The 20,446-nt window shown below is 54.9% G+C and carries 14 protein-coding genes, 6 tRNA genes and 3 rRNA genes; 5 read left to right on the forward strand and 18 right to left on the reverse strand.

The features are described from left to right. Positions 1-160: 160 nt before the first annotated feature. The 18 genes from rplA to AABC73_RS25900 form a co-directional block, all read right to left on the reverse strand. Positions 161-856, reverse strand: a complete 696-nt coding sequence (gene rplA / locus AABC73_RS25815) for a 50S ribosomal protein L1 (RefSeq protein ID WP_020290712.1) — start codon at positions 854-856, stop codon at positions 161-163. Continuing rightward, positions 857-1,288 carry a 50S ribosomal protein L11 gene (gene rplK, locus AABC73_RS25820; RefSeq protein ID WP_065833634.1) on the reverse strand — a complete coding sequence of 144 codons (432 nt, stop codon included), beginning with the start codon at positions 1,286-1,288 and terminating at the stop codon, positions 857-859. Positions 1,289-1,406: 118 nt separating this feature from the next. Next, the gene (gene nusG / locus AABC73_RS25825; RefSeq protein WP_020290714.1) at positions 1,407-1,940 is read right to left on the reverse strand and encodes a transcription termination/antitermination protein NusG; all 534 of its coding nucleotides are present in this window, start codon (positions 1,938-1,940) and stop codon (positions 1,407-1,409) included. 9 nt (positions 1,941-1,949) lie between these two features. Further along, positions 1,950-2,318, reverse strand: a complete 369-nt coding sequence (gene secE / locus AABC73_RS25830; RefSeq protein ID WP_065833633.1) for a preprotein translocase subunit SecE — start codon at positions 2,316-2,318, stop codon at positions 1,950-1,952. Between the two features lie 46 nt (positions 2,319-2,364). Then, positions 2,365-2,440, reverse strand: a tRNA-Trp gene (locus AABC73_RS25835). Positions 2,441-2,741: 301 nt separating this feature from the next. Next, a tRNA-Thr gene (locus AABC73_RS25840) sits at positions 2,742-2,817 on the reverse strand. Positions 2,818-2,843: 26 nt separating this feature from the next. After that, a tRNA-Gly gene (locus AABC73_RS25845) sits at positions 2,844-2,917 on the reverse strand. Positions 2,918-2,942: 25 nt separating this feature from the next. Further along, positions 2,943-3,027, reverse strand: a tRNA-Tyr gene (locus AABC73_RS25850). 143 nt (positions 3,028-3,170) lie between these two features. Next, positions 3,171-3,611, reverse strand: coding sequence for a hypothetical protein (locus tag AABC73_RS25855; protein WP_341521479.1), 441 nt, complete (start codon positions 3,609-3,611; stop codon positions 3,171-3,173). Positions 3,612-3,618: 7 nt separating this feature from the next. Continuing rightward, positions 3,619-4,380, reverse strand: a complete 762-nt coding sequence (locus AABC73_RS25860) for a pantothenate kinase (RefSeq protein ID WP_341521480.1) — start codon at positions 4,378-4,380, stop codon at positions 3,619-3,621. Beyond that, a complete protein-coding gene (birA, locus tag AABC73_RS25865; RefSeq protein ID WP_341521481.1) occupies positions 4,370-5,329 on the reverse strand; it encodes a bifunctional biotin--[acetyl-CoA-carboxylase] ligase/biotin operon repressor BirA in 960 nt (319 codons plus the stop codon). The genes AABC73_RS25860 and birA overlap by 11 nt, the downstream gene beginning before the upstream one ends. A 178-nt stretch (positions 5,330-5,507) precedes the next feature. Then, a 5S ribosomal RNA gene (gene rrf / locus AABC73_RS25870) occupies positions 5,508-5,623 on the reverse strand. Positions 5,624-5,774: 151 nt separating this feature from the next. Further along, positions 5,775-8,668 (reverse strand): 23S ribosomal RNA (locus AABC73_RS25875). A gap of 251 nt (positions 8,669-8,919) precedes the next feature. Beyond that, positions 8,920-8,995 (reverse strand) — tRNA-Ala (locus AABC73_RS25880). A 30-nt stretch (positions 8,996-9,025) separates the two neighbouring features. Further along, positions 9,026-9,102: transfer RNA gene (locus AABC73_RS25885), tRNA-Ile, on the reverse strand. A 123-nt stretch (positions 9,103-9,225) separates the two neighbouring features. Further along, a 16S ribosomal RNA gene (locus tag AABC73_RS25890) occupies positions 9,226-10,764 on the reverse strand. Together the 16S, 23S and 5S rRNA genes with 2 tRNA genes alongside form the textbook arrangement of a ribosomal RNA operon. A gap of 571 nt (positions 10,765-11,335) precedes the next feature. Further along, positions 11,336-12,829, reverse strand: a complete 1,494-nt coding sequence (locus AABC73_RS25895; protein ID WP_341521482.1) for a CoA-acylating methylmalonate-semialdehyde dehydrogenase — start codon at positions 12,827-12,829, stop codon at positions 11,336-11,338. An 80-nt stretch (positions 12,830-12,909) separates the two neighbouring features. Further along, entirely contained in the window at positions 12,910-14,256 is a 1,347-nt protein-coding gene (locus AABC73_RS25900; protein WP_341521483.1) for an aspartate aminotransferase family protein, read from the reverse strand. Positions 14,257-14,383: 127 nt separating this feature from the next. Here AABC73_RS25900 and AABC73_RS25905 point away from each other — a divergent pair, with 127 nt between their 5' ends. The 5 genes from AABC73_RS25905 (at position 14,384) to AABC73_RS25925 (ending at position 20,437) form a co-directional block, all read left to right on the forward strand. Further along, on the forward strand, positions 14,384-15,304 hold the full coding sequence (locus tag AABC73_RS25905; RefSeq protein WP_341521484.1) for a LysR family transcriptional regulator: 921 nt from the start codon (positions 14,384-14,386) through the stop codon (positions 15,302-15,304). A gap of 164 nt (positions 15,305-15,468) precedes the next feature. After that, positions 15,469-16,860 carry a nucleobase:cation symporter-2 family protein gene (locus AABC73_RS25910; RefSeq protein WP_341521485.1) on the forward strand — a complete coding sequence of 464 codons (1,392 nt, stop codon included), beginning with the start codon at positions 15,469-15,471 and terminating at the stop codon, positions 16,858-16,860. A gap of 100 nt (positions 16,861-16,960) precedes the next feature. Further along, positions 16,961-17,623, forward strand: coding sequence for a TetR/AcrR family transcriptional regulator (locus AABC73_RS25915; RefSeq protein ID WP_341521486.1), 663 nt, complete (start codon positions 16,961-16,963; stop codon positions 17,621-17,623). A 35-nt stretch (positions 17,624-17,658) separates the two neighbouring features. Next, entirely contained in the window at positions 17,659-18,249 is a 591-nt protein-coding gene (locus AABC73_RS25920; RefSeq protein WP_341521487.1) for a YigZ family protein, read from the forward strand. Between the two features lie 619 nt (positions 18,250-18,868). Beyond that, complete coding sequence (locus tag AABC73_RS25925; protein ID WP_341521488.1) at positions 18,869-20,437, forward strand: ABC transporter ATP-binding protein; 1,569 nt, start codon at positions 18,869-18,871, stop codon at positions 20,435-20,437. Positions 20,438-20,446 lie beyond the last annotated feature (9 nt).

A 20,446-nucleotide genomic window follows, 5' to 3' on the forward strand; every position in this document is an offset into this window, starting at 1 on the left:
CCGAGGCCGGATGTCGTTTTGGTGTCTGATTCGGTAAGGAACCGGGAGCACCATCTGCGTAGGCTTGAGGTTTAAGACTTGCGCCGCCTACGGTCTTGGATAGCCCCCGCCAGGCAGGGACCCCAATCTTTCATTGGCGCTTTGACACGCCAATTTTGTCTTACGCGTCCAACGAACCCTGGTCGATAACCAAACCTGGGCCCATGGTGGTGCTCAAAGTAACGCGCTTGACGTAAATGCCTTTCGAAGACGCTGGCTTGATACGCTTCAGATCAGAGATCAGCGCTTCAACGTTTTCTTTCAGTTTGACTGCGTCGAAACCGACCTTGCCAACTGAAGTGTGGATGATGCCGTTTTTGTCGGTGCGATAACGAACCTGACCAGCCTTGGCATTCTTGACGGCGTTAGCAACGTCAGGAGTAACAGTGCCGACTTTAGGGTTAGGCATCAGACCACGTGGACCGAGAATCTGACCCAACTGACCCACAACACGCATCGCATCCGGGGAAGCGATAACGACGTCGTAGTTCAGATCGCCAGCTTTCATTTCGGCGGCCAGATCGTCCATACCAACGCGATCAGCACCAGCAGCCAAGGCAGCTTCAGCAGCCGGGCCTTGGGTAAATACTGCAACGCGAACAGTCTTGCCAGTGCCGTGTGGCAGCACAGTAGCGCTACGAACGACCTGGTCGGATTTACGTGGGTCAACACCCAGGTTTACCGCGATATCAACCGACTCGCTGAACTTGACAGTCGACAGCTCAGCCAACAGGGCTGCTGCGTCTGTGAAGTTATACGATTTGCCCGGCTCGATTTTTTCGGCGATAGCCTTTTGGCGCTTTGTCAGCTTAGCCATTTACACACCCTCCACGTTAAGGCCCATGCTACGAGCGGAACCGGCGATGGTACGCACGGCCGCATCCATGTCAGCAGCAGTCAGATCCGCATTTTTTGCTTTAGCGATATCTTCCAGCTGTGCACGAGTCACGGTGCCAACTTTAACGGTGTTCGGACGTGCCGAACCGCTAGTCAGACCAGCAGCTTTCTTCAGCAGAACCGAAGCAGGGGTGCTTTTTGTTTCGAAAGTGAAGCTGCGGTCACTGTAAACAGTGATGATCACAGGAGTCGGCAGACCTGGCTCAATACCCTGAGTACGGGCGTTGAAGGCCTTGCAGAATTCCATGATATTCACGCCATGCTGACCCAGAGCCGGGCCAACAGGTGGGCTTGGGTTAGCCTGAGCAGCTTTCACTTGCAGCTTGATGTAAGCGGTAATTTTCTTGGCCATGAGGCACTCCAGTTACGGGTTCGAACGCCAATCAAGGCTCCCCGGTTACTTGCACGTTTATCCCAGTGACGAAAAAACCCCACAGCCTAGGGCTACGGGGTGTGGGATTCTCGCTCAGCTAGACCTTTTCGACCTGACTGAACTCAAGCTCTACCGGAGTAGAGCGACCGAAAATGAGCACCGCGACCTGAATCCGGCTCTTCTCGTAGTTAACTTCTTCAACCGTGCCATTAAAATCAGCGAACGGACCATCGGTGACGCGAACAACTTCACCTGGCTCGAACAGCGTTTTAGGCTTCGGCTTGTCGCTACCATCAGCAACGCGACGCAGGATCGCATCGGCTTCTTTATCAGTAATCGGTGCTGGCTTATCAGCAGTGCCGCCAATGAAACCCATGACGCGAGGGGTATCCTTGACCAAGTGCCAAGTCCCTTCGTTCATGTCCATCTGGACCAACACATAGCCTGGGAAGAATTTACGCTCACTTTTGCGCTTCTGGCCGTTACGCATCTCAACCACTTCTTCAGTGGGAACCAGAATTTCGCCGAAGCCATCTTCCATGCCAGCCAGCTTCACACGCTCGATCAACGAGCGCATTACATGCTTTTCGTAACCCGAATAAGCATGCACTACGTACCAACGCTTAGCCACGGGACACCCTTAGCCAACAATCAAGGAAACAAGCCAGCCGAGCAGGGAATCAAGCCCCCACAACAGCAACGCCATAACCAGTACAACAGCCACTACAATCAAAGTGGTCTGCGTGGTTTCTTGGCGAGTAGGCCACACGACTTTACGAATCTCGGCGCGAGCTTCCTTTGCCAAAACAAAGAACGCCTTGCCCTTGACCGTCTGCAACCCTACAAAGGCAGCTGCAGCAGCGATCACCAGCAGTACAAGAACACGGTACAGGATCGGTTGAGCCGAGTAATACTGATTACCGACGACACCTACGACCACCAACACGACCACGAGCAGCCACTTAAGCATATCGAAGCGTGAGTCTTGGACTTCAGTCTTGGGAGTCATCTACGGAGATCCTGTGAAAAGAAAGCCAGACACAATTTAATGAATCTGGCAGGTCAGGAGGGAATCGAACCCCCAACCTACGGTTTTGGAGACCGTCGCTCTGCCAATTGAGCTACTGACCTAAAAGCAAAATCAGGCCGACCACTATGCCAGCCCAACAAGAATTTTTCAACAACCTCACAACTCTTTTTCTGATTGAGGCCTGATCGACAGCTAGACAGGGCGAACAACCCCAACCTTCACCACCGCCACACACCCATTTAACTCGCCACCTGAAAAGCCGCCAAACAAAAAGCACGTCATAAACGGGCAACAACATCAGAAACATCTTAAACCTTGACACTTACTTTCAGCCTTCGCAAGACAACAACAAACGAATCACTGATTAAAACAAAGGCAGATATTTTCATATCTGCCTTAATATGGAGCTCTTGAGCGGATTCGAACCGCTGACCTCACCCTTACCAAGGGTGTGCTCTACCAACTGAGCTACAAGAGCGAAACACTTTGCACAAACAGCAAATTTGGAGCGGGTGGCGGGAATCGAACCCGCATCATCAGCTTGGAAGGCTGAGGTTCTACCACTAAACTACACCCGCCTAACTTGCTGCTTAGGCTTAAATTTGGTGGAGGGGGAAGGATTCGAACCTTCGAAGTCGTAGACGTCAGATTTACAGTCTGATCCCTTTGGCCGCTCGGGAACCCCTCCTGAACGAGGCAGCATTTTCAACTCATGCTACCCTTCTGTCAACCTTTTTCTCATTAAAAACCTGAGGTTACAAACGCTGACTGTCGCTCGGCAGTTACTAGGAACTAACCCTACGCTGCTGAGCGGGCGCCATTCTATGCAAACTAATCGGCCGTTGCAATGCCTGAACACAACATAATTTTGTTTTTCAGCTGAGGGAAGTCATGAACAAGGCCCACCAGCAGCTCCTGATCAACCAGGCGCCGGCTGCCTGGAGCTATTTTCAGCCAATAGGTATTTTGACCACCCGATTGCAACGCCTGAAATTGAGACTGGATGTCCAGGCTGATCAGGCGCTGCTCAACGGTACGAGCCTCTTCCTGGCCAGGCAACCCACCCAAGTAAAGACATTTTTCTTCAGCATTACTTTGTAACGCCCCCATCTCGCGAGAAGCATCCGATTCACTCAGAAGATGGATATCCTGTCGCTCTGCCCTATATAGCGATAAAGGCAATACTTCCTTGGCTCGCAAAGGCGCTTCTTGTTGATGCCAGATATAGTAAAAAGCATTTAACATCAGCAATAGCAAAAACAACCAACGCATATAAACCTCAAGGCAAAGGGCAGGCCAGCGCAAGTCCGACAAAGATGAGATCCGGCATAAGCCACGCCCCTGGCAACGATTCACTAACCAGACCCGCATCCCCTCCAGTTACAAAAATCACGAAATCCTCCCCCCAATACTGGCGGGCCATCTCCAACTGGGTGGCAGCAAAACCCTTCAGCATAAGATGGCAACCGCGCTCCACCGCCTCAACTGTCGAACGTCCGGGGGAGTAGCTAGCCAGTGACCGCTTGGCATCCATATCATCGTAGCGAATGCGGCGCGTATGGTTCTTGAGCTGGCTGCGCATTAACGTCATGCCGGGGCAAATGAATCCACCGAGATGCAGTCCATCAGCCGTGACGAAATCGCTTGTCACGGCAGTGCCCAGATCGAGGACAAGACAGGCTTTTCCTGCGAGCTGGTAAGCCCCTACCAACGCCAGCCATCTATCCAGACCTAAAAGCTGATAGTCATCGTATCCGTTCTCGACACCCGCAAGTGCTAAAGCCGGCGCGGCGCACACAGCATCAATTGCAAACCTTGAAGCGAGCGCCAAAATTAGTTTATTCGTTTCTTCGCGGGTGCGAACACTCACCAGCCGACACTGAGTTAACGTCACAGCAGATAACTCAGAAAGCGTAGCGATGAGCGCGTCGTCAGAGTCCGCCACTCCACCTACTGCAGGTCCAGATGCAGGCCCAGAGTCACCATTGGCAATCACTCGCCATTTTATGAAGCTATTTCCACAATCCAGCTCAAGTATCATTACGCAACCTCAGGCTGAGCTCGCCACCACTGTAGCTTTTCTTATCGTCACCAACCCGCAACTGCAGGGCTCCCTGAGCATCAATCCCCAACACAATACCCTCTATTGCCTCAGAACCAGCGAGAAGAGTAACTGCGCGGCCTTGCCAGAGGTGGTTCTCTTCCCATTCCGCCATATACGCGCCAAACCCTTGCACCTGATGCACAGCCAGATATGCAGCGATGTTGGCACTTAGCCTGGCCACCAGTTCGTTTCGATTGGAAGGGACACCAGCCTCTATATGAACTGACGTCCATTCTTGATCGACTTCATCCGAGGCCCGCATGTTCACGTTGATCCCTACTCCGACGACTACGTGACATACGTCCGCAGGATCACCCAATAGCTCCAGCAAAACACCAGCGATTTTGCGCCGCCCCACCAGAACGTCATTGGGCCACTTGAGGCCGGCAGCCTTCACCCCGCTCTCGCGAAGAGTTTTCAGGACCGCCAATCCCACCAGCAGACTAAGACCTTCGAGCTGGCGCATCCCGCCCTCGATCCGGAGTGCGAGGCTGTAGTAAATGTTCTCGCCGAACGGACTCACCCATTTACGTCCTCGCCGCCCTCTTCCAGCGGTCTGGCGCTCAGCCAATACAACCAGGGGCAATGGAGACTTTGAAGCGATAAACCTCATGGCGGCTGCGTTCGTCGAGTCTACCGAATCAAATAGTTGAACAGGCCAGCCCAGAGAAGGCGTCGCAGCCTGGATCTCGGCGCCATCAAGCAGGGAGATCGGGCGTGCCAACTTGTAACCTCGGCCCCGCACTTTATGTACCTCAATACCTAGAGCGATCTCCAACTGCTGCAACTGCTTCCAAACGGCGCTTCGACTTACTCCGAGAGCCCCACCCAGATCCTGCCCGGAATGAAATTTTCCATCCTTAAGAAGCTTCAACAACGTCAGCATTTAGAAATCGCCTGTTAATGAGGCACGCATCATAGCCATGCCCGCTGGCAATGCATAGAAACTCGATAGAGTTTTAATCAGGGTTTACCGAAGATGTGCCGCGCAATAACCAATGGATTTTCCGAGCAGACAAACAAAACCCCTGAACGCGTAAGCGATCAGGGGTTCTGGAATTCAATCTTGACGATGACCTACTCTCACATGGGGAAACCCCACACTACCATCGGCGATGCATCGTTTCACTGCTGAGTTCGGGATGGGATCAGGTGGTTCCAATGCTCTATGGTCGTCAAGAAATTCGGGTACCGACGCGTCTTTCGACGTTTCGGCAAATCGGGTATGTGATAGTCAGGTGTCATTTGTGTGCGTCCGAACTTTCGGTTCGTGTCGTCTTCACAGTCACCGCAATCTGTCTCTTTCGAGTCGCAAATTGCTTGGGTGTTATATGGTCAAGCCTCACGGGCAATTAGTACAGGTTAGCTCAACGCCTCACAGCGCTTACACACCCTGCCTATCAACGTCGTAGTCTTCGACGGCCCTTCAGGGGACTCAAGGTCCCAGTGAGATCTCATCTTGAGGCTAGTTTCCCGCTTAGATGCTTTCAGCGGTTATCTATTCCGAACATAGCTACCCGGCAATGCCACTGGCGTGACAACCGGAACACCAGAGGTTCGTCCACTCCGGTCCTCTCGTACTAGGAGCAGCCCCTCTCAAATCTCAAACGTCCACGGCAGATAGGGACCGAACTGTCTCACGACGTTCTAAACCCAGCTCGCGTACCACTTTAAATGGCGAACAGCCATACCCTTGGGACCGGCTTCAGCCCCAGGATGTGATGAGCCGACATCGAGGTGCCAAACACCGCCGTCGATATGAACTCTTGGGCGGTATCAGCCTGTTATCCCCGGAGTACCTTTTATCCGTTGAGCGATGGCCCTTCCATACAGAACCACCGGATCACTAAGACCTACTTTCGTACCTGCTCGACGTGTCTGTCTCGCAGTCAAGCGCGCTTTTGCCTTTATACTCTACGACCGATTTCCGACCGGTCTGAGCGCACCTTCGTACTCCTCCGTTACTCTTTAGGAGGAGACCGCCCCAGTCAAACTACCCACCATACACTGTCCTCGATCCGGATAACGGACCTGAGTTAGAACCTCAAAGTTGCCAGGGTGGTATTTCAAGGTTGGCTCCACGCAGACTGGCGTCCACGCTTCAAAGCCTCCCACCTATCCTACACAAGCAAATTCAAAGTCCAGTGCAAAGCTATAGTAAAGGTTCACGGGGTCTTTCCGTCTAGCCGCGGATACACTGCATCTTCACAGCGATTTCAATTTCACTGAGTCTCGGGTGGAGACAGCGCCGCCATCGTTACGCCATTCGTGCAGGTCGGAACTTACCCGACAAGGAATTTCGCTACCTTAGGACCGTTATAGTTACGGCCGCCGTTTACCGGGGCTTCGATCAAGAGCTTCGCGTTAGCTAACCCCATCAATTAACCTTCCGGCACCGGGCAGGCGTCACACCCTATACGTCCACTTTCGTGTTTGCAGAGTGCTGTGTTTTTAATAAACAGTCGCAGCGGCCTGGTATCTTCGACCAGCAGGGGCTTACGCAGTAAATGCTTCACCTCCACCGGCGCACCTTCTCCCGAAGTTACGGTGCCATTTTGCCTAGTTCCTTCACCCGAGTTCTCTCAAGCGCCTTGGTATTCTCTACCCAACCACCTGTGTCGGTTTGGGGTACGGTTCCTGGTTACCTGAAGCTTAGAAGCTTTTCTTGGAAGCATGGCATCAACCACTTCGCGCACTAAAAGTGCACTCGTCATCAGCTCTCGGCCTTAGAATCCCGGATTTACCTAAGATTCCAGCCTACCACCTTAAACTTGGACAACCAACGCCAAGCTGGCCTAGCCTTCTCCGTCCCTCCATCGCAGTAACCAGAAGTACAGGAATATTAACCTGTTTTCCATCGACTACGCTTTTCAGCCTCGCCTTAGGGACCGACTAACCCTGCGTCGATTAACGTTGCGCAGGAAACCTTGGTCTTTCGGCGTGGGTGTTTTTCACACCCATTATCGTTACTCATGTCAGCATTCGCACTTCTGATACCTCCAGCAAGCTTCTCAACTCACCTTCACAGGCTTACAGAACGCTCCTCTACCGCATCACCCGAAGGTGATACCCGTAGCTTCGGTGTATGGTTTGAGCCCCGTTACATCTTCCGCGCAGGCCGACTCGACTAGTGAGCTATTACGCTTTCTTTAAAGGGTGGCTGCTTCTAAGCCAACCTCCTAGCTGTCTAAGCCTTCCCACATCGTTTCCCACTTAACCATAACTTTGGGACCTTAGCTGACGGTCTGGGTTGTTTCCCTTTTCACGACGGACGTTAGCACCCGCCGTGTGTCTCCCATGCTCGGCACTTGTAGGTATTCGGAGTTTGCATCGGTTTGGTAAGTCGGGATGACCCCCTAGCCGAAACAGTGCTCTACCCCCTACAGTGATACATGAGGCGCTACCTAAATAGCTTTCGAGGAGAACCAGCTATCTCCGAGCTTGATTAGCCTTTCACTCCGATCCACAGGTCATCCGCTAACTTTTCAACGGTAGTCGGTTCGGTCCTCCAGTTAGTGTTACCCAACCTTCAACCTGCCCATGGATAGATCGCCCGGTTTCGGGTCTATTCCCAGCGACTAGACGCCCTATTAAGACTCGCTTTCGCTACGCCTCCCCTATTCGGTTAAGCTCGCCACTGAAAATAAGTCGCTGACCCATTATACAAAAGGTACGCAGTCACCCAACAAAGTGGGCTCCCACTGCTTGTACGCATACGGTTTCAGGATCTATTTCACTCCCCTCTCCGGGGTTCTTTTCGCCTTTCCCTCACGGTACTAGTTCACTATCGGTCAGTCAGTAGTATTTAGCCTTGGAGGATGGTCCCCCCATGTTCAGACAAGGTTTCTCGTGCCCCGTCCTACTCGATTTCATTACCAAGAGATTTTCGCGTACAGGGCTATCACCCACTATGGCCGCACTTTCCAGAGCGTTCCGCTAATCTCAAGATAACTTAAGGGCTGGTCCCCGTTCGCTCGCCACTACTAAGGGAATCTCGGTTGATTTCTTTTCCTCAGGGTACTTAGATGTTTCAGTTCCCCTGGTTCGCTCCATACACCTATGTATTCAGTGTAAGGTAACCATCTTATGATGGCTGGGTTCCCCCATTCAGACATCTCCGGATCACAGTCTGTTTGCCGACTCCCCGAAGCTTTTCGCAGGCTACCACGTCTTTCATCGCCTCTGACTGCCAAGGCATCCACCGTATGCGCTTCTTCACTTGACCATATAACCCCAAGCAATCTGGTTATACTGTGAAGACGACATTCGCCGAAAATTCGTACGCTTGCTCACTTAAGAGCAACTCACACATTTTACCTTAGCCTGATACCCACCAGTGAAAGTGGCTACCAGTCTATATTTCTATCACATACCCAAATTTTTAAAGAACGATCTAATCAAAGACTAGAAATCAACATTCACCATCACACGATGGAATGCTCATTTCTAAGCTTTACAGGCAACAGAAGCAGTAAGTGGTGGAGCCAAACGGGATCGAACCGTTGACCTCCTGCGTGCAAGGCAGGCGCTCTCCCAGCTGAGCTATGGCCCCGTATTTCTACAGGCGTTTCCCACACAAAATTGGTGGGTCTGGGCAGATTCGAACTGCCGACCTCACCCTTATCAGGGGTGCGCTCTAACCAACTGAGCTACAGACCCAATTTCGAGCTTGTAGCCGCTAGCCTGAGCTATCAGCGTGGAGCTTAAAGCTGCTTCTAATCGTCTTCTTCAATGAATCAAGCAATTCGTGTGGGAACTTACGCTACAGCTAAGGTCTTCGATTAAGGAGGTGATCCAGCCGCAGGTTCCCCTACGGCTACCTTGTTACGACTTCACCCCAGTCATGAATCACACCGTGGTAACCGTCCCCCCGAAGGTTAGACTAGCTACTTCTGGTGCAACCCACTCCCATGGTGTGACGGGCGGTGTGTACAAGGCCCGGGAACGTATTCACCGCGACATTCTGATTCGCGATTACTAGCGATTCCGACTTCACGCAGTCGAGTTGCAGACTGCGATCCGGACTACGATCGGTTTTCTGGGATTAGCTCCACCTCGCGGCTTGGCAACCCTCTGTACCGACCATTGTAGCACGTGTGTAGCCCAGGCCGTAAGGGCCATGATGACTTGACGTCATCCCCACCTTCCTCCGGTTTGTCACCGGCAGTCTCCTTAGAGTGCCCACCATTACGTGCTGGTAACTAAGGACAAGGGTTGCGCTCGTTACGGGACTTAACCCAACATCTCACGACACGAGCTGACGACAGCCATGCAGCACCTGTCTCAATGCTCCCGAAGGCACTCCGCCATCTCTGGCAGATTCATTGGATGTCAAGGCCTGGTAAGGTTCTTCGCGTTGCTTCGAATTAAACCACATGCTCCACCGCTTGTGCGGGCCCCCGTCAATTCATTTGAGTTTTAACCTTGCGGCCGTACTCCCCAGGCGGTCAACTTAATGCGTTAGCTGCGCCACTAAGAGCTCAAGGCTCCCAACGGCTAGTTGACATCGTTTACGGCGTGGACTACCAGGGTATCTAATCCTGTTTGCTCCCCACGCTTTCGCACCTCAGTGTCAGTATCAGTCCAGGTGGTCGCCTTCGCCACTGGTGTTCCTTCCTATATCTACGCATTTCACCGCTACACAGGAAATTCCACCACCCTCTACCATACTCTAGCTTGCCAGTTTTGCATGCAGTTCCCAGGTTGAGCCCGGGGATTTCACATTCAACTTAACAAACCACCTACGCGCGCTTTACGCCCAGTAATTCCGATTAACGCTTGCACCCTCTGTATTACCGCGGCTGCTGGCACAGAGTTAGCCGGTGCTTATTCTGTCGGTAACGTCAAAACCGATACGTATTAGGTAACGGCCCTTCCTCCCAACTTAAAGTGCTTTACAATCCGAAGACCTTCTTCACACACGCGGCATGGCTGGATCAGGCTTTCGCCCATTGTCCAATATTCCCCACTGCTGCCTCCCGTAGGAGTCTGGACCGTGTCTCAGTTCCAGTGTGACTGATCATCCTCTCAGACCAGTTACGGATCGTCGCCTTGGTGAGCCATTACCCCACCAACTAGCTAATCCGACCTAGGCTCATCTGATAGCGCAAGGCCCGAAGGTCCCCTGCTTTCTCCCGTAGGACGTATGCGGTATTAGCGTCCGTTTCCGAGCGTTATCCCCCACTACCAGGCAGATTCCTAGGCATTACTCACCCGTCCGCCGCTCGCCACCAGGTACAAGTACCCGTGCTGCCGCTCGACTTGCATGTGTTAGGCCTGCCGCCAGCGTTCAATCTGAGCCATGATCAAACTCTTCAGTTCAAACATCTTTGGGTTTTGAGAAAACCCTAAACTTGGCTCAGCAATCGTTGGTTATTTCTTTGATTTCTCGCGGAGTAACTTACGATGCTGATAATCAGTTGACTTCAGTCTGACAGCGCAAGCACCCACACGAATTGCTTGATTCAATTGTTAAAGAGCGGTGGGTTGATTCTTTCGTCTCAACCGAGGCGCGCATTCTACAGCAGCACCAGTTACTGTCAAGCGGTTATTTTTCGAAGTTTTCAAAGTTTCCTTTGCAACTTCAACCACTTGCGCTTCGATCAACTTCGCGTTGCTCGTGAGCGGGAGGCGAATTCTACAGCGTTACAATCTGCTGTCAACCACCTTTTTTCACCGCTTTCGATCAACTCATCGAAACCTCTTCCTCGCCAATCAAACCGGCTAACTACTTGATTACCAAGGAGTTTTCCGTTTCATCTGCTCCGGAAGAGGTGCAAATTATAGACAGATTCGAGAGGCCGTCAACCGTTAATTTCATCATTTTGTAATATCTATCTGAAACCCCTTAAAAGCAAAGGGGCGGGCCTCGCGGCCCGCCCCTCTTCATTGCTTATAAGCTAGGGAACGCGAACTGCGATGCCTCATGGCTCGCCCGTTGCGGCCAGCGCTGAGTAATCGCCTTGCGCCGGGTATAGAAGCGCACGCCATCCGGACCATAAGCGTGTAGGTCGCCAAACAGTGAACGCTTCCAGCCACCAAAGCTGTGATAAGCAACCGGAACCGGAAGCGGCACGTTAACGCCAACCATACCCACTTCGATCTCGTCGCAGAACAACCGCGCCGCTTCCCCGTCACGGGTAAAGATGCAGGTTCCATTGCCATATTCGTGATCGTTGATCAGCTGCATGGCTTGCTCAAGACTGTCGACGCGCACGATGCACAGCACTGGTCCGAAGATCTCTTCCTTATAGATGCGCATCTCCGGCGTTACCTGATCAAACAGGCAACCACCCATAAAGAAGCCATCTTCATTGCCAGTCACACTCAGACCGCGACCGTCGACAACCAGCTTGGCCCCCGATTGCACGCCGTCTTCTATATAGCCGCTGACCTTATCGCGATGCTGCCCGGTAACCAGCGGCCCCATATCCAGACCGCACGTGGTACCCGCACCGATTTTCAGTGCGCCAATCTGTGGAACCAGCTTGGCAACCAGCGCATCCGCGATCTGATCACCCACGCAGACTGCGACGGAAATGGCCATGCAGCGCTCGCCGCACGATCCATAGGCCGCGCCCATCAAGGCGCTGACCGCATTGTCCAGATCCGCATCCGGCATCAGCACTGCGTGGTTCTTCGCCCCGCCCAATGCCTGGACGCGCTTGCCACGTGCCGCGCCTTCTTTATAGATGTACTCGGCGATCGGCGTGGAGCCCACGAAACTCAGCGCTTTGACTTCCGGGGCTTCGATCAGCGCATCAACCGCGGTCTTGTCACCATGCACCACGTTAAGCACGCCCTTAGGCAAACCGGCTTCATGCAACAGCTGGGCAATCAGCAGCGTGGAACTTGGATCACGTTCCGAAGGCTTGAGGATGAAGCAGTTACCGCAGGCAATCGCCAATGGATACATCCACAGCGGAACCATGGCCGGGAAGTTGAACGGCGTGATGCCGGCAACCACGCCCAGTGGCTGGAAGTCGGACCACGCATCGATATTCGGGCCAACGTTGCGGCTGTACTCACCCTTGAGAATTTCCGGCGCGGCGCAGGCGTACTCAACGTTTTCTATGCCGCGTTTCAACTCACCCGCTGCATCCTCGATCGTCTTGCCGTGTTCTTCACTGATCAACTGAGCGATACGGCCTTCGTTTTGTTCCAGCAGCAGCTTGAAACGAAACATGACCTGGGCGCGCTTGGCCGCAGGCGTGTTGCGCCAGGCCGGGAACGCGGCCTTGGCAGCATCGATAGCCTTCTGCATCGTTTCACGACTGGCCAGAGGCACTTTATGGATTGCCTGGCCGGTCGATGGATTGAAAACGTCGGCTGTGCGCTCGGTATCAGTGACAAATTCGCCATTGATCAAATGTTGAATGCTGCTCATGAATTAACTCCGAAGGTGTACACAGGCGCGAACGTATCCGCGCCTGCCTTATATAGAAGGGATGCAAGGCGACCGGCGAATCAGTCGACCTGATTGAGCGCTTCGCCCACGGCGTCGAACATACGATCCAGATCGGCAGCCTTGCTGTTGAAGGTTGGCCCGAACTGCAGGGTATCGCCGCCAAAACGCACATAGAAGCCTGCTTTCCACAGCTTCATGCCCGCTTCGAAAGGACGCACGATGGCATCGCCATCACGGGGGGCAATCTGAATCGCGCCGGCCAGGCCGTAGTTGCGGATATCGACAACGTTCTTGGTGCCCTTGATGCCATGCAAAGCGCTTTCGAAATGCGGAGCAATTTCGGCAGCCTGCTGCACCAGATTTTCCCGCTGCAGCAGATCCAGCGCCGCGATGCCCGCCGCACACGCAACCGGGTGCGCCGAATAGGTGTAACCGTGTGGAAATTCAACGGCGTACTCAGGCGTCGGCTGGTTCATGAATGTTTGATAGATCTCGCTGCTGGCAATCACCGCGCCCATCGGGATCGCGCCATTGGTGATTTGCTTGGCGATACACATCAGGTCCGGCGTCACGCCGAAGCTGTCAGCACCGAACATCGAACCGGTACGCCCGAATCCGGTAATCACTTCGTCAAAGATCAGCAGGATGTTGTGCTGGTCGCAGATTTCCCGCAGACGCTTCAGATAACCCTGGGGCGGAACGATCACCCCAGCGGAGCCTGCCATCGGTTCGACGATCACTGCGGCGATGTTCGACGCGTCGTGCAGCTCGATCAGCTTGAGCATTTCATCGGCCAGCGCGATACCACCCGCTTCCGGCATACCTTTGGAATAGCCATTGCTGGCCAGCAAGGTGTGCGGCAAATGGTCGACGTCCATCAACTGGCCGAACATTTTACGGTTGCCGTTGACGCCACCCAGGCTGGTGCCCGCAATGTTGACGCCGTGATAACCCCGGGCGCGACCGATCATTTTGGTCTTGCTCGCCTGGCCTTTCAGGCGCCAGTAAGCACGGACCATCTTCACCGCAGTGTCAGCGCATTCGGAGCCGGAGTTGGTATAGAAGACGTGATTGAGATTGCCCGGCGTCAGCTCGGTGATCTTCTCGGCCAACTGGAACGAGAGTGGATGACCAAACTGGAAGGCGGGCGAGTAATCGAGAATGCCCAGCTGTTTGGAAACCGCTTCCTGAATCTCTTTGCGGGTATGCCCGGCGCCACACGTCCACAGCCCCGACAAACCGTCGTAGATCTTGCGGCCTTTGTCGTCTGTCAGATAGCTGCCTTGCGCTGCCACGATCATGCGCGGATCGCGTTGGAAATTGCGATTCGCCGTGTAGGGCATCCAGTGAGCATCGAGCTTCAACTGGCTGGCAATAGACATGTCGGACGATTCGAGCATATTCATCGGAACGGACCTCGCAGATGCGTAAGCGGTAAGACGGAAGAAAACGCGTGATTGCAGCTAAGTTGCCACGGGGATACAGTCGAGAAAACCCAACATTTATGATCTTCAGTTCAGTGACCACTAAACTATGAGCATCCGCCGCCCCGATCCGCTGGCCCAAGTCAGCGATTTTGATATCCGCCTGTTGCGTATCTTCAGAAGCGTAGTCGAGGCCGGAGGTTTCTCCGCTGCGGAAAGCGTGCTCGGCATCGGCCGCTCCGCCATCAGCCAGCAGATGAGCGATCTTGAGCAGCGACTAGGCCTGCGATTGTGCCAACGCGGTCGTGCGGGGTTTTCCCTGACCGAAGAAGGTCGTGAGGTTTACCACTCGGCTCTGCAATTACTCAGCGCCTTGGAGAGTTTTCGTACAGAGGTAAACGGCCTGCACCTGCATCTGCGCGGCGAGTTGAATATCGGACTCACCGACAATCTGGTGACCCTGCCCCACATGCGTATCACTCACGCCCTCGCCCAGCTCAAGGAGCGCGGCCCGGATGTGCACATCAACATTCGCATGATCGCACCCAATGAAGTGGAACAAGGCGTGCTCGACGGACGACTGCATGTCGGCGTCGTTCCGCAGGCGAGCGCATTGTCCGGGCTGGAATATCAGGCGCTGTACAGCGAACGGTCGCTGCTTTATTGCGCGGTGGGCCATCCGCTCTTCTATATGGAAGATGCGGCACTGGATGACGAACGACTCGCCGCGCAAGACGCCATCGCGCCAACCTTCCGCCTGCCCGGTGAAATCCAGGCGCATTACCAGGCGCTCAACTGCACGGCCAGTGCTTCGGATCGCGAAGGAATGGCGTTCTTGATCCTGACCGGTCGTTACATCGGCTATCTGCCCGATCACTATGCGAGCTTCTGGGTGCAACAAGGCCGGCTGCGAGCCTTGAAGCCCGGCGCCCGTTTTTACGATCTGAGTCTGGTGTCCGTTACCCGCAAAGGCCGTCGCCCTCATTTAGTGCTGGAAAGCTTTCTTGAAACGCTCGCTGCTACGCGATGAAACATTCCAGAGCGCTGGCGCAGGCAAACAACAGCCCTCAGCGCGAAGAAGACCATTCTTATCCAGTTGATTAACAAGACAATACCCATGAACAACCAACAATAACCTGAGCAGTTGGACAGCTTTTTGCAGAGGTGTTGTGCCACCCACCTCGAGAACACGCCATGCAACCGGACGCCGCACCCAATAACGACCTGATCTACGGTTTGAATGACCGCCCGAAACCTGCGCCCGCCATCCTCGCCGCGTTGCAGCATGTGCTGGCCAGTTTTGTCGGCATCATTACCCCGCCGCTGGTGATTGGTTCGGCGTTGGGGCTGAACGCTTATATGCCGTATTTGATCAGCATGGCGCTGATGGTTTCCGGGGTCGGCACATTCATTCAGGCGCGCCGACCGTTCGGCATCGGCGCGGGGATGATTTGCCTGCAAGGCACCAGTTTCGCCTTCCTGGGCGCGGTGTTGTCTGCAGGATTCATGGTTAAACAGCGCGGCGGCAGCCCGGAAGACATCATGGCGATGATCTTCGGCGTGTGCTTTTTCCGCGCTCTGGTGCAGATCGTGTTGAGCCGCTTCATCGGCCAGTTGCGTCGAGTCATCACGCCGCTGGTGACCGGCATCGTGATCACCTTGATTGGTGTCAGCCTGATCAAGGTCGGCGTGACCGATCTGGGCGGCGGCTTCAATGCGCCGGATTTCGGTGAGCCGCTTAACCTGGCGCTGGGTGGTTTCGTATTGCTGGTGATCATCCTGCTCAACCGTTCCAATACGCCGTGGATTCGCTTGTCGGCGATTATTATCGGCCTCGCGGTTGGCTGTGTTGCGGCCTGGTTCAGCGGCAAACTGGTTCCGCATTCCATCAGCGACGTGCCGTTGATCAGCGTGCCCATTCCTTTCAAGTTCGGTTTCGCGTTTGACTGGACCGCTTTCCTGCCGGTCGCGCTGATTTATCTGATCAGCACCATCGAAACCGTCGGCGACCTGACCGCCAATTGCATGCTCGCCCGTCAACCCATCACGGGCCCAAGCTACATCGCGCGGCTGAAAGGCGGCGTGTTGGGCGATGGTTTCAGCTGCATGATTGCGGCGACCTTCAGCGCATTCCCCAATACCACTTTTGCCCAGAATAACGGCGTGATCCAGCTGACCGGCGTGGCCAGTCGCTACGTTGGCCTGTACATCGGCGTCGTGCTGTTCATGCTCGGCCTGTTCCCCACCATCGGCGCCATGCTTCAGCAAATTCCCAAGCCGGTGCTGGGCGGCGCGACCCTGGTGATGTTTGGCAGCGTGGCGGCCGCCGGCGTACGCATTCTGTCCCAGGCACCGCTGGATCGCCGCAGTATGTTGATCATTGCTACGTCGTTTGGTGTCGGGCTGGGTATCGCCGCGCAACCCGCGCTGTTGCACCTGATGCCCAAGCTGGTGCAGAACCTGTTTGATTCGGCAATCACCAGCGGCGGCATTACAGCCATCGTCATGTGCCTGTTGCTGCCTGAGGACAAGTCCACGGCGCTGGAAAAAAATCCTGAAGCGGAGCTGGAATCGCTGAAGCATTGAGCAGCGACGACAATAATTTTCCTCTGCCAACGCTTGTCGGATCGTCGCGGGTGCGCTATCTGTTCACCCGTCGCACACCTTGATCTGTTCGGAACTGCCCATGACCCTCGAAGTCCCAGCGCACAGCACTCACGGCAACAAACCGGCCAGCCGTATTCGGCAGAAAAACGAAGAGACGATCATCCAGGCTGCCGAAGACGAATTCGCTCGTCACGGGTTCAAAGGCACCAGCATGAACACCATCGCGCTCAACGCCGGGCTGCCCAAAGCCAACCTGCATTACTACTTCACCAACAAGCTTGGGCTGTATATCGCGGTGCTGAGCAATATCATCGAGTTGTGGGACAGCACCTTCAATAACCTCAGCGTTGAAGATGATCCGGCCCAGGCGTTGAGCCGCTACATCCGCGCCAAGATGGAATTTTCCCGCCGTCAGCCGCAGGCTTCGCGGATCTTCGCGATGGAAATCATCAGTGGCGGCGAATGTTTGAATGAATATTTCAGTCAGGATTATCAAACCTGGTTCAAAGGCCGCGCGGCGGTTTTCCAGGCCTGGATAGATACTGGCAAGATGGACCCGGTCGATCCGGTGCATCTGATCTTCCTGTTGTGGGGCAGCACCCAGCATTACGCCGACTTTGCCACGCAAATCTGCCAGGTGACCGGGCGCACGCGCCTGACCAAGCAGGATATGGAAGTTGCCAGCGACAATCTGATTCGTATCATCCTCAAAGGCTGCGGCCTCACCCCGCCGACCGCCTGACCTGACGCAACCCTGTCCACAGCTGGAAAACACGCATGCCTTTTACGCTGGTTGGCCCTTGTGAATTTCGTGAAGAGATTCGCAAGAGCCGCTTCATCACCCTCGCCGCTCCCATCGCCAGCCCGGCCGACGCTCAGGCGTTCATCGAGCAGCACAGCATTGCCGATGCCACGCACAATTGCTGGGCCTGGAAACTCGCCGACCAATACCGCAGCAATGACGATGGAGAACCCGGCGGCACTGCCGGACGCCCGATTCTTGCGGCCATCGAAGCGCAGGATTTCGATCAGGTCGTGGTGCTGGTCATCCGCTGGTACGGCGGCATCCAATTGGGCACCGGCGGCCTGGCGCGAGCTTATGGCGGCGGCGCCAATAAATGCCTGCAACAGGCCGAGCGTCTGCCGTTGATCAACCGTGTGTCACTGAACCTGGGATGCAGCTTCGCCGAGTTGCCGCTGGTGAAGCTGCGCGTGGCGGAACTCAATGGATTGGTGCAGAGCGAGGATTTCACCGCCAATGGCGTCGAGCTGTCGATCGCGGTGGGCCCCGAGCAAGTGGAAACCCTGCAGCGGATGCTGGCGGATCTGAGTCGCGGCCGAATCTTGTTGCGGCGAGATTTTGAATAACCGCTGGAGGTTTGCCCGCAAATAAGCCGTAGAAGCGACCGTAGGAGCGACTTCAGTCGCGAGCCTTTCATCAATTGCCCTCCCGGTTAAAGCCGGTCCTACAGCACTCTCTCATTTTGCCCACAACTACTGTGCATCCGGCTGTGGATAACCTGAGCACATACGGCTGTGAGCCTTTGCAGATATGGCTTGCAGCCGTCTGATCATTTTTTGCCCAGGCACTCGTCAAATAATGAAAAGTGCCATTGATACAGCGATTTAGCAGCGCTTATCGCCTGTGGAACCAACCCTCAAGCTGCTTATATCCCTCCTCGCGGCTTAAGCACATTTACTGTGGAACAATCTGTGGATAACAGGTGCAAGGGTGTCGTGGAGGCTTGAACCACCGGGCCGCGCGGAGATTGTACGTTTTTTGTTCAATCGCGCGATATTGAGCCGTCTATCGCCGCCCACGCCCTGAATTGGTGCCTGCAACGTTCGAATTACCCATCTGCAGGTCAGCAACTGGCGGAAATTACGCCTAGCCAGCGCCACAATCGGCAAGAACGCGAAAAAGCTGACTCAATGGCCAGGAAATTGCTTTATCCACTGGCGACCCACCTTACAATTCGAGTCTGTCATGCCCAACCCCGCCTCAGTTCCGCGTCTGCAACTAAGCGCCATCAGCAAGCGATATCCCGGTTGTCTGGCCAACGATGCCATCGATTTAACCATCGCGCCCGGTGAGATTCACGCACTGCTCGGTGAAAACGGCGCGGGCAAAAGCACCTTGATGAAGATCATCTATGGCGTCACGCAACCCGACTCGGGCGCCATTATCTGGCAGGGCCAGGCGTTGAACATGCGTAATCCCGCCCAGGCCAGAGGACTTGGCATCGGTATGGTGTTCCAGCATTTCTCGCTGTTCGAAACCCTGACCGTTGCACAGAACATCGCCCTGGCCATGGGCGGCGCAGCGGGTACGCCGAAACAACTGGAGCCGAAGATTCGCGAAGTCTCCCAGCGCTATGGCATGGCCGTGGAGCCACAACGACTTGTCCACAGCCTGTCCATCGGTGAGCGGCAGAAGGTCGAGATCATTCGCTGCCTGATGCAGGACATTCGCCTGCTGATTCTGGACGAGCCGACATCGGTGCTCACACCTCAGGAAGCCGACGAACTGTTCGTCACCCTCCGCCGCCTGGCTACGGAAGGCTGCAGCATCCTGTTTATCAGCCACAAACTGGGCGAAGTGCGCGCCTTGTGCCACAGCGCTACGGTGTTGCGCGGCGGCAAGGTGTCCGGGCATTGCATCCCGGCGCAGTGCACGGATCTTGAACTGGCGCGGCTGATGGTCGGGGATGCCGAGGGTTTGACCGAGCACTATCCGAAGGTTGAGGGTAACGCGCCATTTCTGCTTGTGGATAAGTTGTCCTGGCACAATCCGGACCCGTTCGGTTGCTCGCTGATCGATGTGAACCTTGAGGTGCGCAGCGGTGAAATCGTCGGGATCGCCGGGGTTGCGGGCAACGGTCAGGATGAGTTGCTGGCGTTGCTCAGCGGCGAACAAGTCCTGACGAAAGACCAATCCGCGCAGATACGTTTTGCGGACCTGAACGCCGGGCACCTGAGGCCCGATGCGCGCCGCAAGCATGGCATGGCATTTGTGCCGGCCGAACGACTGGGGCATGGCGCGGTGCCGGAATTGAGTCTCGCCGACAACGCCTTGCTCACTGCATTTCAGCAAGGACTGGTCAGCAACGGCCTGATTCAGCGCGGCAAGGTGCGTGCGCTGGCGGAGCAAATCATCCAGCGATTCTCGGTCAAAACGCCGGATGCACAGGCCGCGGCGCGCAGCCTGTCCGGCGGCAATCTGCAGAAATTCATTCTGGGCCGCGAGATTCTGCAAAACCCGAAAATACTCGTCGCAGCGCACCCCACCTGGGGCGTCGATGTTGGCGCTGCGGCGGCGATTCATCGGGCACTGATCGCCTTGCGCGACGCGGGAGCAGCGATTCTGGTGATTTCCGAAGATCTGGACGAATTGTTCCAGATCAGCGACCGGGTTGCCGCCCTCAGCAGCGGCAAACTTTCGACGCTGATCCCCACCAGCCAGACTTCGCCTGTGCAAGTCGGCGGCTGGATGGCCGGCCAATTCGACGCCGCGCCTGCTGCTCAATCTCATTTTCAAGCCACCGCGCTTAACTAACGGAGCTTC

It is taken from the genome of Pseudomonas sp. G.S.17, from assembly GCF_038096165.1.
GTDB lineage: Bacteria > Pseudomonadota > Gammaproteobacteria > Pseudomonadales > Pseudomonadaceae > Aquipseudomonas.

Coding starts and splice junctions, on each gene's coding strand:
- rplA (WP_020290712.1), bottom strand. CDS start 856: ATGGCTAAGCTGACAAAGCGCCAAAAGGCTATCGCCGAAAAAATCGAG.
- rplK (WP_065833634.1), bottom strand. CDS start 1,288: ATGGCCAAGAAAATTACCGCTTACATCAAGCTGCAAGTGAAAGCTGCT.
- secE (WP_065833633.1), bottom strand. CDS start 2,318: ATGACTCCCAAGACTGAAGTCCAAGACTCACGCTTCGATATGCTTAAG.
- AABC73_RS25855 (WP_341521479.1), bottom strand. CDS start 3,611: ATGCGTTGGTTGTTTTTGCTATTGCTGATGTTAAATGCTTTTTACTAT.
- AABC73_RS25860 (WP_341521480.1), bottom strand. CDS start 4,380: ATGATACTTGAGCTGGATTGTGGAAATAGCTTCATAAAATGGCGAGTG.
- birA (WP_341521481.1), bottom strand. CDS start 5,329: ATGCTGACGTTGTTGAAGCTTCTTAAGGATGGAAAATTTCATTCCGGG.
- AABC73_RS25895 (WP_341521482.1), bottom strand. CDS start 12,829: ATGAGCAGCATTCAACATTTGATCAATGGCGAATTTGTCACTGATACC.
- AABC73_RS25900 (WP_341521483.1), bottom strand. CDS start 14,256: ATGAATATGCTCGAATCGTCCGACATGTCTATTGCCAGCCAGTTGAAG.
- AABC73_RS25905 (WP_341521484.1), top strand. CDS start 14,384: ATGAGCATCCGCCGCCCCGATCCGCTGGCCCAAGTCAGCGATTTTGAT.
- AABC73_RS25910 (WP_341521485.1), top strand. CDS start 15,469: ATGCAACCGGACGCCGCACCCAATAACGACCTGATCTACGGTTTGAAT.
- AABC73_RS25915 (WP_341521486.1), top strand. CDS start 16,961: ATGACCCTCGAAGTCCCAGCGCACAGCACTCACGGCAACAAACCGGCC.
- AABC73_RS25920 (WP_341521487.1), top strand. CDS start 17,659: ATGCCTTTTACGCTGGTTGGCCCTTGTGAATTTCGTGAAGAGATTCGC.
- AABC73_RS25925 (WP_341521488.1), top strand. CDS start 18,869: ATGCCCAACCCCGCCTCAGTTCCGCGTCTGCAACTAAGCGCCATCAGC.